10 protein-coding genes and 1 pseudogene are annotated in these 12,224 nt (G+C 63.5%); 3 read left to right on the top strand and 8 right to left on the bottom strand.

Annotation, left to right across the window (positions count from 1 at the left end):
* Nucleotides 1-88: 88 nt before the first annotated feature.
* From LFT49_RS01100 to chvE, 4 genes are all read right to left on the bottom strand, one after another.
* Nucleotides 89-1,303, bottom strand: a complete 1,215-nt coding sequence (locus LFT49_RS01100) for an ROK family transcriptional regulator (protein WP_237429462.1) — start codon at nucleotides 1,301-1,303, stop codon at nucleotides 89-91.
* A 33-nt stretch (nucleotides 1,304-1,336) separates the two neighbouring features.
* Entirely contained in the window at nucleotides 1,337-2,539 is a 1,203-nt protein-coding gene (mmsB, locus tag LFT49_RS01095) for a multiple monosaccharide ABC transporter permease (RefSeq protein WP_237429461.1), read from the bottom strand.
* 2 nt (nucleotides 2,540-2,541) lie between these two features.
* Nucleotides 2,542-4,071 carry a multiple monosaccharide ABC transporter ATP-binding protein gene (mmsA, locus tag LFT49_RS01090; RefSeq protein WP_237429460.1) on the bottom strand — a complete coding sequence of 510 codons (1,530 nt, stop codon included), beginning with the start codon at nucleotides 4,069-4,071 and terminating at the stop codon, nucleotides 2,542-2,544.
* Between the two features lie 95 nt (nucleotides 4,072-4,166).
* Complete coding sequence (gene chvE, locus LFT49_RS01085; RefSeq protein WP_237429459.1) at nucleotides 4,167-5,267, bottom strand: multiple monosaccharide ABC transporter substrate-binding protein; 1,101 nt, start codon at nucleotides 5,265-5,267, stop codon at nucleotides 4,167-4,169.
* Between the two features lie 309 nt (nucleotides 5,268-5,576).
* Between chvE and xylA the strand changes: the two genes are divergently transcribed.
* Together xylA and LFT49_RS01075 are read left to right on the top strand one after the other, a co-directional pair.
* A complete protein-coding gene (gene xylA, locus LFT49_RS01080) occupies nucleotides 5,577-6,764 on the top strand; it encodes a xylose isomerase (RefSeq protein ID WP_237429458.1) in 1,188 nt (395 codons plus the stop codon).
* Between the two features lie 78 nt (nucleotides 6,765-6,842).
* Nucleotides 6,843-8,267, top strand: a complete 1,425-nt coding sequence (locus LFT49_RS01075) for a xylulokinase (protein WP_237429457.1) — start codon at nucleotides 6,843-6,845, stop codon at nucleotides 8,265-8,267.
* Nucleotides 8,268-8,437: 170 nt separating this feature from the next.
* Here the strand turns inward: LFT49_RS01075 and LFT49_RS01070 are convergent, their stop codons facing one another.
* From LFT49_RS01070 to LFT49_RS01060, 3 genes are all read right to left on the bottom strand, one after another.
* Nucleotides 8,438-8,986 carry a recombinase family protein gene (locus LFT49_RS01070; protein ID WP_237430445.1) on the bottom strand — a complete coding sequence of 183 codons (549 nt, stop codon included), beginning with the start codon at nucleotides 8,984-8,986 and terminating at the stop codon, nucleotides 8,438-8,440.
* 78 nt (nucleotides 8,987-9,064) lie between these two features.
* Nucleotides 9,065-9,955 (bottom strand): AAA family ATPase, encoded by an 891-nt coding sequence (locus tag LFT49_RS01065; RefSeq protein WP_237429456.1) that lies wholly within the window; start codon nucleotides 9,953-9,955, stop codon nucleotides 9,065-9,067.
* A gap of 13 nt (nucleotides 9,956-9,968) precedes the next feature.
* A complete protein-coding gene (locus tag LFT49_RS01060) occupies nucleotides 9,969-11,066 on the bottom strand; it encodes a Mu transposase C-terminal domain-containing protein (RefSeq protein WP_237429455.1) in 1,098 nt (365 codons plus the stop codon).
* 152 nt (nucleotides 11,067-11,218) lie between these two features.
* Here LFT49_RS01060 and LFT49_RS01055 point away from each other — a divergent pair, with 152 nt between their 5' ends.
* On the top strand, nucleotides 11,219-11,404 hold the full coding sequence (locus LFT49_RS01055) for a hypothetical protein (RefSeq protein ID WP_237429454.1): 186 nt from the start codon (nucleotides 11,219-11,221) through the stop codon (nucleotides 11,402-11,404).
* Between the two features lie 191 nt (nucleotides 11,405-11,595).
* Here LFT49_RS01055 and LFT49_RS01050 read toward each other — a convergent pair.
* Nucleotides 11,596-11,943 (bottom strand): annotated as a pseudogene (locus LFT49_RS01050) (recombinase family protein); the annotation flags it as partial.
* Nucleotides 11,944-12,224: the final 281 nt, after the last annotated feature.

Here is a 12,224-nt window from a genome sequence, read left to right as displayed (position 1 = left end):
ACTGTCATTGAGTTCTCGCCGCCTGTTCGTGGCAGGATGCTCGACCGGTAACGGTTGACTTGGTGGCCCGGGTTTCTCGAGGGAAGGTTTAGGCCGTCCCGGCGGGGTCAGCGAGGAGCTGGGCAAATGCCAGCTCGGCGGCGCCAACCAATAGCAATTCGGACCCGAGGACCGCCCTTTTGATTTTGACGTCCGCTCCGAGTCCCCCGATCGTCTCCTCGGCCACGGCCGAGATAAGGCGCTCGGGGTCCAAGGAGAAGATAGATCCCAGAAACCCGCCGAGCACGATCATTTCGGGGTTGAAAATGTTGACAAAATTCGTCAGCGCCACCGCAAGGAGGTCGATCTGCCGTTCAACTTCCTCTTGTAGCTCCCGGGACGGACGCTCGGCAATGGCCCGCTCCAGCTCGTCCTGGTCCGCCCGGACACGGCCGAGGGGGGCGAGCAGCCGTTCGAGGCGGACTTCGGCATCCAAACACCCGGACCTTCCGCAATGGCACTTTTCCCCGTTGGTTCGCACCAGAGTGTGTCCGAGTTCGCCGGCAAAACCTGCAGAACCCCGCAAAGGCCTGCCTCCGGAAATGACGCCACCGCCGATGCCGCTGGCACTTCCGTTCAGATACACCACGTCCGAGACCCCCACGGCGGCCCCGTAAATACTTTCGGCGAGCGAACCCAGAGTTGCATCATTCCCGGCACGCACCGGACGGCCCAGGGCTTGCTCAAGGGAGGCCGCCAGGGGCTCATCGGCCCACTGGAGGTGCGGTGCCAGGAGTATCTGCCCGTCGGAGGATCTGACGAGTCCAGGAACGGCAAGCCCAACCCCTGTAATCCGGTCGATGGCCTCCAGGTCGGACTGCATTCCTTCTACAATCGCCCGGCTGATGTTCACTGTTTCCGTCACGGAAGGCTGTGTGGCGGCCTCATACCGGATCCTGCGATGCACGTGACCGCCGAGGCCGACAAGCCCGACGGTCACGGCATCTACATCTGGATTAATGGCTAAGGCCGCGACCTTTTCGTTGGGATGAACGAGGGGGCTTGGCCGTCCTGCGCGCCCGATGGCAGGCGGTTCTGTTTCGTAGGCAAGTCCGAGGTCGCCGAGCTCGCCGACAAGGGCGCTTATAGTTGACCGGTTCAACCCCGTCTGCTTCGTCAGGTGGGCACGCGATAGCGGTCCTTCCCTGTGGAGCAGGCCCAGAATCAACGACAGGTTGTTGCGTCTGATTGTGTCCGTGCTCTGGAGTGCCTTCGTGGTGGGTCTTTGCGCGCCCTGGAGCGGGGTCAGGTGTGGAACGGTCACTCTTTGCCTCTCGAAATTAGTTGTAGTCTCTGCTCATCGTCCTCCGGAACGGCGCTTGTTGAAAATATCGAAAGCGACGGCGAGGAGAAGCACGAGGCCCTTGATGGCCATTTGCCAGGCAGCATCGACGGAGAGAATCGACAGGCCCATATTAAGCACGCCCATGACGAGGCCTCCGATGACCGCCCCGATGATCGTGCCTATTCCGCCCTGGACTGCAGCACCACCGATGAATACGGCTGCGATGGCGTCCAGCTCATAGTTCTGCCCGGCAGAGGCGACAGCGCCGCCCGCTCTGGCCGTGCTGACAACACCCGCCAGGCCTGAGAGTACTCCGATGTTGACGAAGATGAGGAAGTTGACCCATTTTGTCTTGACGCCTGACATCTCAGCGGCAAAGAGGTTGCCGCCCATTGCGTAGATGTGGCGGCCGAACACTGTGCGGTTCAGGACGAACGTGTACACCAGGATGAGGGCCGCCAGGATGATCAGGATGATCGGCGTGCCGTTGTAGCCGGCGAGCAGCCAGGCCAGTGCCATGATGCCGATGACGGCGCCTGCGGCCTTGATGTTGAATGACGTGACGGGCTCTCTGGGCAGGTCAAGTCGTTTGAGCGTCTTCCGGGTACGGATAAGTTGGAGCACGAGGGCCGCAGAGGCGACAATCCCGATCAGGAGCGTGAGGCTGTCCTTCTTTGCGACCTCGCCAAAGATTGGAGGCAGCCAGCCTGCGCCGATGGCGGTGAACGGCGCGGGCAGTCCGTTGATGGTTCCCCCGGTCAGCAGGACAAGGGTCAGCCCGCGGAACAGCAGCATTCCCGCGAGGGTGACGATGAATGCCGGTATCTCCACGAAGGCTATCCAGAACCCCTGCCACGCGCCGATCGCTGCCCCCATAAGCAAGCCGAGAATCACCGCGGCCCACCAGGGTAATCCCCAGTTGTTCATCGCAATGGCGGTCACCGCCCCGACCATTGCCACCACGGAGCCAACTGATAGATCGATGTGTCCGGCGACGATGACGATTACCATTCCGATGGCAAGGATCAGAACGTAAGCGTTTTGTTGGATGAGGTTGTTCACGTTGCCCGGCATGAGGAGCCGGCCGTTGGTGAGGAACTGGAACAAGGCGACGATGATGACCAGCGCCGCCAGGAGTCCGTACTGGCGTAGGTTGATCGCGGCTTTTCGGGGGGAGGCCTTGGGCGTGGGCTTGAGGGTGGTGTCGGTACTCATGGTTAGTCCTTTCCAGCAGTCATGTAGTGCATCAGCACTTCCTGGTCCGCTGCTTCGCGTGGAACTTCGCCGGTGATGCGGCCTTCCGAGATCGCGTATATCCGGTCCGAAAGTCCCAAGAGTTCCGGGAGTTCTGAGGAGATGACGATGACAGCTTTTCCTTGTGCTGCGAGTTCGTTGATGATGCCGTAGATTTCGTATTTCGCCCCGACGTCGATGCCCCGGGTGGGCTCATCGAGAATGAGGATGTCGGGCCCGGAGAAGATCCATTTGCTGAGGACAACTTTTTGCTGGTTCCCGCCGGACAGTTTCCCGGTGATGGCCTCGACACCGGGGGCCTTGATATTCATCCGTTCCCGGTATGACTCGGCGACCTGGTATTCCCGGTGGCGGTCGATGACCCCCCACCGTGCCAGTTTGGACAAGGCGGCAGCTGAGACGTTCACGGTTATGTTTCCGATCAGGTTCAGGCCGTACCTTTTCCGGTCCTCTGTGGCGTAGGCGAGGCCGTTCGCTATTGCCGCTTCCACGGTGCGGACGTCTATGGGCTTCCCGTGCTTGAAAACCGTCCCGGAGATGTTTCTTCCGTACAGCCGCCCGAAGATACTCATCGCCAGCTCCGTGCGGCCGGCCCCCATCAGCCCGGCGAATCCGACGATTTCTCCTGCCCGAACATAAAAGGACGCGTCGTCCACGACACGTCGGGTGTGATCGACAGGGTGGTAAACGGTCCAGTTTTCGACCCGGAAGATCTCTTCGCTGATTTCGGGCTTCCTCGGCGGGAACATACTGGTCAGTTCCCGGCCTACCATGGACCGGATGATGCGGCCTTCGGTGCCATCGGGGCCGTGCATGTCGATCGTTTCGATCGACTTTCCGTCCCGGATGATGGTGACCCGGTCAGCGATGCTGCGTATTTCTTTGAGCTTGTGGGAAATGATGATGCTGGTTACTCCCTGTTGGCGAAGGTGTTCAAGGAGGTTGAGCAGGTGCTCGGAGTCTTCGTCATTCAGGGCCGCGGTCGGTTCGTCGAGGATGAGCAGCTTCACTCTCTTGGACAGCGCTTTGGCGATCTCCACCAGCTGCTGTTTCCCGACCCCAAGTTGGAGGACCGGGGTGGCGGGGCTTTCCCTAAGCCCTACGCGGGCAAGGAGAGCGGCCGCTTCCAGGTTCGTTCTGTTCCAGTCCACAATGCCGTTTCGCGCGCATTCATTGCCCAGGAAGATGTTCTCAGCGATGGACAGGTAGGGGCTGAGCGCAAGTTCCTGATGGATAATCACGATTCCCCGGGCCTCGCTGTCATTGATCGACCTGAAGGCGGCCTCTTCCGCTTCGAACTCAATGACGCCGCCGTAGGTTCCGTGTCCGTAGACCCCGGACAGGACCTTCATCAGCGTTGACTTGCCTGCGCCGTTTTCTCCACAGATGGCATGGACTTCACCGCGGGCCACCTCGAGCGAAACCCCGTCCAGCGCCTTTACTCCATTGAAATCTTTGGTGATGTCCAGCATCCTCAGGATGGGCACATTCATGGCTTCTCCCTTTCGTTGTGGTCTCAATATTCCGGAGACCCGGGTGGCCCTGACCTAGAGACGACGGTCAGGGCCACCCGGGCATGGGTTTTCGGTCAGAGACCCACGTCGGAAGACTTCAGGAAGCCTGAGTCGACGAGCTTTGCCTTGACGGTGTCCTTGGTAACCACTTCGGGGACCAGCAGGTAGGAGGGAACGACTTTCTTTCCGTTGTCGTAGGTCTTCGTGTCATTCACCTCGGGCTTCTGCCCGTCGGCAATCGACTTCACCATTTTGAAGACCTGCTCACCCAGTGCGCGGGTGTCCTTCCATACGGTCATCGACTGCTCGCCTGCAAGCATTGCCTTGACGTTGGCCTTGTCTGCGTCCTGGCCGGTGATGATCGGGTAGTTCGCGCCGGGGGCGTAGCCTGCCGATTTCAGGGATGCCTCGATGCCAATGGCAAGGCTGTCGTTCGGGGACAGAACGACGTCCACTTTCTTGCCTCCGCCGTAGAAGGAAGACAGGCGGTTGTCCATTTCCGCCTGGGCCTTGTCGCTGGCCCACCCCTGAATGCCGATGGACGCCCATTCGGCAGCGGATTTCGGCGCCTTGCCCGACGGAACTGTCAGCTGGCCCTTCTGGATGTAGGGAGAAAGTACATCCCAAGCGCCGGCAAAGAAGAACTTCGCGTTGTTGTCATCAGGACTGCCGGCAAACGCTTCAAGGTTGAAGGGCCCCTTGCCGTCCTTGAGTTTCAAGGTGTCCACGATGTACTGGCCCTGCAGCTGGCCCACTTTGTAGTTGTCAAACGTTGCATAGTAGTCAACGTCCTCGGTGCCGTTGATCAGACGGTCATAGGCGATGACGGTCGCGTCCTGCTTCTTGGCCTGAGCGAGGACAGGGGCCAGGGCAGCGCCGTCGATGGCAGCAACGACCAATATCTTTGACCCGCCAGCCACCTGATTCTGGATTTGGCTGATCTGCTGGTCGGTCTTGTTGTCCGCGTACTGGAGATCGACGGTGCAGCCCGCGGCCGCGAGCTTGGACCGCAGGCCCTCACCGTCGTTGATCCACCGCTCGAGACTCCGGGTAGGCATGGAGATTCCCACGTTGCATCCGGCTGTCTGGGGGGCTGCACTGCCACCGCACGCGGCTAGCGAAAGACTCAGGACCGCTACCGTACCGACGGCGGCCAAGGATTTGGATAGTGACATGTTGTTGTTTCTTTCTTCTCTGAACAGGACAACAAATTGAATTGTTGGGTCGCCGCGCACGTCGCCCATCGTAAGCGGAGGAAGCTGGCCGGCCGATGCTCAGGGTTCATGACGAAACCCTGCTTTTAGAATGTTGCTAGACACAACTTACTTTCTAACCATTAGTGATGCAAGTCTCCTTGCGTGAAAAAGTGCCGCACTTCCACTGCTGCACATTGCCCACATCGTGGTGTCCCGTCGGCAAAAGACCTCTTGACAACGTCTATACGTGCACATAAGTTGTCATCAACAACTAACCCTTGGAGACACATGACAACGACGCCTACGCCTCAGGACCGCTTCACTTTCGGACTTTGGACAGTGGGGTGGACCGGGGCAGATCCTTTTGGCCAAGCCACCCGAGCAGCTCTGGACCCTGTGGAAGCCGTTCACAAGTTCAGTGAACTTGGCGCCTACGGCATCACTTTCCATGACAACGACCTGATTCCCTTTGATGCCAGCGCAGCCGAGCGGGAGCTGATCCTGAAGAACTTCACGGCAGCCCTCGCCGAGACCGGTTTGAAGGTTCCGATGGTCACCACTAATCTCTTCAGCCACCCGGTCTTCAAGGACGGGGGATTCACCTCCAACGACCGTTCCATCCGGCGTTTCGCGCTCAGCAAGGTCCTGACCAACATTGACCTCGCCGCCGAGCTCGGTGCAGACACGTTCGTGATGTGGGGCGGCCGCGAAGGCAGCGAATATGACGGCTCTAAGGATCTCTCCGCCGCACTGGACCGCATGAAGGAGGGCGTCGACACTGCCGCCGCCTACATCAAGGAGAAGGGTTACGGCCTGCGCATCGCGTTGGAGCCCAAGCCCAACGAACCCCGGGGCGACATCTTCCTGCCTACCGTGGGCCACGGTCTGGCTTTCATCGCCCAGCTTGAGCATGGCGACATCGTGGGCCTCAACCCGGAAACCGGCCACGAGCAGATGGCTGGCCTGAACTTCACCCATGGCATCGCCCAGGCACTGTGGGCGGGCAAGCTGTTCCACATCGACCTCAACGGCCAGCGCGGCATCAAGTTCGACCAGGACCTTGTCTTCGGCCACGGCGACCTCACCAGCGCCTTCTTCACCGTGGACCTCCTGGAGAACGGCTTCCCCAACGGCGGCCCGAAGTATGACGGTCCCCGTCATTTCGACTACAAGCCCTCCCGCACAGACGGTTACGACGGCGTCTGGAACTCCGCCAAAGCGAACATGTCCATGTACCTGATGCTGAAGGAGCGCGCCCTGGCCTTCCGCGCCGACCCCGAAGTCCAGGACGCGCTGGCCGCCTCCGGTGTCTTTGAATTGGGCGAACCGACGCTGAGCACCGGCGAGACCACCGCCGATCTGCTGGCGGACGCCTCCGCGTTTGCGGAGTTTGACGCCGACAAGGCTGCAGAGCGTTCTTTCGCGTTCGTCCAGCTGAACCAGCTGGCCATCGAGCACCTGCTCGGCGCCCGCTAAACCGAAACCCAACCGAATCGTCGTTCCGCTGCCGCCGGATCCCCGATCCGGCGGCAGCTTTTCAGAAAGAACCTATCCATGCCGTTGGTAGCAGGTATCGACAGTTCCACCCAGTCATGCAAAGTGGTGATCCGTGATGCCCTCACCGGCCACCTAGTCCGACATGGCCGCGCCGCTCACCCCGCGGGCACTGAGGTCCACCCCGAGTACTGGTGGACTGCCCTTCAGGAGGCAGTAGCTCTGGCAGGGGGCCTGGACGACGTCGACGCCGTCTCTATCGGCGGCCAGCAGCATGGCATGGTGTGCCTGGATTCGGCCGGCGAGGTGGTCCGCCCCGCTCTGTTGTGGAATGACATGCGTTCTTCTGAGGATGCGCGCCAGCTTATCGTTGAGGCCGGAAACGGAGACGTCGACGCCGGTTCCGTTTTCTGGGCGCAGTCCACAGGCACTGTACCGGTTGCCTCCCTGACGATCACGAAGCTCCGGTGGCTTGCACGCCATGAACCTGGCAATGCCCGGCGGGTCGCAGCCGTCTGCCTACCTCACGATTGGCTCAGCTGGCGTCTGGCCGGCCACGGTCCCGGAACAGGCCCGTCGTCACTCCAGCTGCTGAGAACCGATCGCTCAGATGCTTCGGGCACCGGCTACTTTTCCACGGCAAGCGGAGCCTACCGTACGGACCTCGTGGAACAGGCGCTCGGCCACGTACCGGTGCTGCCTGCAGTGGTCGGCCCGCTGGAAGCTGCCGGCAAGACACCGTCCGGAACGCTCATCGGACCCGGCGCCGGAGACAACGCCGCGGCTGCACTGGGAGTCCAGGCTGGCCCCGGCGACGTAGTTGTGTCACTCGGTACATCCGGGGTCGTCTTTGCTGTTTCGCCGACGCCGGCGGCGGATCCTTCGGGCCTCGTCGCCGGCTTCGCCGACGCCTCAGGGAACTTCCTGCCGCTGGCCTGCACGCTGAATGCCACGCGGATTTTCGATGCAACCGCCGGGCTGTTGGGCGTGACGCTTGACGGGCTCTCCGAGCTCGCCCTCTCCGCTCCCGCTGGCGCGGACGGCCTGACCTTGGTTCCCTATTTCGAGGGTGAGCGCACGCCTAACCTCCCCCAGGCCAAAGGCTCCGCGTACGGGCTGACACTGGGCAATTTCACCCCTGCCAACATGGCCAGAGCTGCCATTGAAGGTGTGGTGTGCTCCCTAGCAGACGGCCTCGCCCAGCTGGAGGCCCAGGGTGTTACGGCCGTGCGGATCATCCTGGTGGGCGGCGGGGCGCAGTCCCCGGCCGTCCAGCAGGTTGCCGCAGCAGTCTTCGGGCTGCCGGTGGTGGTACCCGAACCCGGCGAATATGTGGCAGACGGCGCCGCCCGCCAGGCGGCGGCCATCCTCAGGGGATCATGGCCCGACTGGACCCCCAGCATCAGTGAAGTCTCCGCCACCGTCAGCGCGCCGGAAGTTCTGGCTCAGTATCGGAACTACGCAAAGGCGTATGTCAGTCACTGATGGCAAGGCGACGTCTCATGGTCACTCCCTTGAGTTGCCTTAGCCTCGGCTAGGCCAGTCAAGGGCAGGGGCGCCGACGGGGCCTCCAAAGTCGGCGAAAAGTAGCGCTTACTGGAGCAGTCAGCGGCGTCGATTGAGCCAGGTAGCAGGGGTTCTGGCCGGAGCTGCTGTTACGCCGGGCCGGGGGCGCCGCCGGCGGCTCGCCGTCCGATGCTTGTTTTGTTGAGGTGGCCGTAGATTGTGGAGCGGGGTACCTGGAGCAGGTCGGCGATGCGTTGGACGGTGTGGTCCCCTGCGTCGTAGAGCTGTTGGGCGTGGAGGGCCTGGTCGGGGGTGAGTTTCGGGCGTCTTCCTCCGGTTCGTCCGCGGGCGCGGGCGGCTGCGAGCCCGTCGCGGGTGTTGGCGATGATGAGTTCTCGTTGGAGTTCGGCGAGGACGGAGAGCATTCCGAACATCGCCCGTCCTTCCGCGGTCGTTGTGTCGATGCCTTGCTCAAGGACGCGTAATCCCACACCACGCTCCCTGAGGGTTGCGCCCAGGGTGACGAGGTGGAGGACGGAGCGGCCGAGCCGGTCGAGGCGGGTGATGACGAGCTGGTCGCCGACCCGGTTGGCCGAGGCAAGGGCTTTGTCGAGCTCTGGCCTGCTGGCTTTAGCCCCGCTGGCGTGGTCGAGATAAATGTTTGCCGGATCGACGCCGGCGCGGGTGAGAGCGTCTATTTGGTGGTCGGGGTTCTGGTCGGCTGTGATTCTCAGCGCTATATGGCCTTGATTTTGCAGCGCTATTTGGCCAGATCGTCAGGATCCGATGAGGAGGGTTTCGCGGGCGGCTTCGACGACCTCGGCGGTGATGGTGTTGAGCTGGTTGATGTCGCGGATGCGCCTGATCTGGGTGAAGAGGCGTTGGACGAGGCGGAAGTTGCCGTTGGTGATGCGGGCGACGGCCGCTATGGCTTCGGCGTCGGTGAATTCGCCGGGATCCAGGGGCAGGCCGAGTTCGTGCCAGCGGTTTTGGAGGACGAAGGCCAGTTCGCCGGTGTTGAGGGTCCGGTATTGATGGGCGAAGCCGATGCGGCTGTAGAGCTGCGGGTAGCGGGCGAGGCGTTTTTCGATGCCGGGCATGCCGATGAGGATGACGCCCATGGTGTGGCGGTCGTAGTAGTCGCGGACCTGTTCGAGACCGCCGGCCTTGAGCCGGTCGGCTTCGTCGATGATGAGCAGTTCGGTCAGTCCCGAGCTGCGTGAGTCACGCGGTGCGAACGGATCGATGACGCCGTGGTCGTGATAGTCGATCATCCAGGAAATCTGCTGGCAGATGCGGGGCAGGGCCTGGTCGATCTGGCGTGGGCTTGCGGTGACGGTGGGAGTCCAGAACGCGGTGCGGGCTTCGAGGATCCGTGCCGGGATGGGGGCCGGGTCGGCCTCGCCGTTGCGGTGCCATTGCTCCCATTCGGCGGTGCCGGCGTAGCGGCGGGCGGAGAGTGTCTTGCCGACGCCGGGCGGGCCGTAGCAGACCCCGATGTAGCGGTTCTTCCGCACGGTGTCGGCGAACTCTTCGAACCGGCGGTGTTCCTTGGTGACCAGGAACACCGGTGCACCGGTGGGAGGGCGCGGCGGGACGGATGAGAGCTCGCCGAAGGGCCCGGTGAGGAACCTGCGGCCATCGTCGCCTTCGTCCAGGATCGACATGGGTGTGCTCCGTTCAGTCGGTTTCGTACAGGCGCAGCTTCGCTGCCGGGGCGGCGGGAGGTTCCGTGACGTCCGGCGCCGGCACGGCGGTGTATCGGGTGTCGGGCGGAAGGGCGTCGGCGAGGGACAGCTTGCGGCGCAGCTGTCCCTTGAGTGCCTTGCGCCGTTCGTTCCGCGCGGCCTGCAGCTGTTTGAGGGAGACGGTTCCGGCCGCCAGTTCGGGTGCGATGGCCCGGCACAGGAACGTGTCCTCGTGCCAGACTCGGATCTCGGCCAGGTCCCGGGGGTCGTAGCGGATCGTGACGGGTTCGCCGACGTAGGCGGCGAGGGTCGGGGAGATGTAGCGGACGCCGCTGAAGCGGATGCCGTCCCGGTGCACGGTCCGTGCCTTCGCCACGGTGAGCAGCAGCAGGTCGAGGTCTTCGGCATGCTCGGGCAGGCGCGGCAGCCAGCCGCCGGCGGCCCAGTGTTCGGCCGGCGGCCGGCCTGTTTCCGAATGCGGGCGGCGGTGGTAGGTGGAGACGATGAACGTTTCGAGCGCGGCATCGAGTTGCTCGAGGGTCAGGGCCGGGGCCGAGGCGGGTTCGCCGCCGGTGCCGTGCGGAATGAACCCGGGCAGGTGGGGCAGCAGTTCCTCGGTGACGGTGCGGTAGAAGCGTTCGATCTTGCCCCGGCCCTGCGGCACGCCGGGGCGGGAGTGGATAAGCCGGACGTGGGTATCGAGACAAACGCGTTCGAGGCGGGCGCTGGTGAAGTCGGAGCCGTGGTCGCTGTAGAGGACGTCGGGCAGGCCCAGGACCGGCCAGGCCGGGTTCGCCTTCCGGTTCACGGCCTGGTGCAGCGCCAGGGCGGTGCGCTCCGCGTCCGGCGCGCCGAGGAACACGGTGTACCCGGCGACGGCACGGGAGTAGTCGTCCAGGACGACGGTCAGCCACGGCCGCGCGGTCTTTCCCTGCCCGTCGATGACCATGACATCGAGCAGGGTGTGGTCGCATTGCCACTGCCCGTTCGGACGCTTCGCGGTGCGGCGGTAGACCAGCTCGAACCGGTCCCGGTAGGCGGTCTCTCCCTCGTGTGCCAGGGTCCTGAGCCCGGGGTCGATGCCGGCCACGATCGCCCTGACCGTCGAATAGCTGGGCGCGGGAAGGCCGGCGGTCCGCGGCGATGTCGGCGATCCGGCGGTGGATGAACGCGACCGTCGGGGCGGGATGGCGCAGTGCGAGACCCTCCACCGCCCCGACGAGATCCGCCGGCAGCTGCCGGATGCCGCGGTCCGACCGGTCCTTCCGTTCCAGCCCGGCAGTGGTGCCGGTCCGGGCGAACGCGGCCGCCCATCGGCGCAGCGTCCGCGCCGGGATGCCGGACTCGTCGGCGAGCCGGGTCAGCGGTGCCCCGTCGTCGAAGTGGCGGCGCAGCAGCCCGATCTTCTCTTCGGGAGTCAGCCGCTGACCCGCCATGGCCGTCTCACGCCTGCTTCGCGGCCGGCGGATTGACCCGGGCCAGGTGCCACCGCCCGCGTCATACATGGCCCGTGCCTGGGCGATCTTCGTCGCCGTCATCTTGAACTTCGGACCGCCCTTCCGGCCCCTGGCCCGGGCGGCCGCCAGTCCGTCCTGGGTGCGCTCGACGATGAGGTCGTGCTCGAACTCGGCGATCGCGGCGAGCATGTGGAAGAACAGCCGTCCTCCCGGCGTGGTGGTGTCGATCCCCTGGGACAAGGCGCGCAGTCCGACGCCGCGCTCCTGAAGATCGTCGGCGATCTGCTTCAGATTCCGCACCGAGCGGCCCAGCCGGTCCAGCTTGGTCACCACGAGCGTGTCACCGTCCCGGAGATACCGCAGCGTCTCGTCCAAGACCGGGCGGCGCGCGAGAACCCCGGAGGCGTGCTCAACGAACACCTTCCGGCACCCGGCCGCGCTCAACGCGTCCGTCTGGCCCTCGGGGTGCTGCTCCCGGGTCGACACCCGCGCGTAACCGACCAAAGCCATGCCGTCAGTGTATTGCCAACGTCGCTTCGTTTATATACATCACGGACACGGGTCATGAGACACGACACGCCGTGCCGCCGGCCGGGCGTCCGGCTGTCTTGTCAGATTCAGAAGTCGTCTGCACGGAATGTCAGAAGTCGTCTGCACTTTTCGGACATAGCGCTGATTCATGAGGTTCCCGAGCCGTCCTCCAGGGTTTATTCCTGCTCTTCGGGGCTTCGGCTTGGCGTTGGACCGCGAGAGTTTCTGATCGCTTCTGCGCTGTGGGGCGTTCCCCGACA

The sequence above is a fragment of the Arthrobacter sp. FW306-06-A genome (assembly GCF_021870055.1).
Classification (GTDB): domain Bacteria; phylum Actinomycetota; class Actinomycetes; order Actinomycetales; family Micrococcaceae; genus Arthrobacter.
The sequence above is the reverse complement of the archived record's forward strand: the minus strand, read 5'-3'. Positions and strand labels throughout refer to the sequence as shown.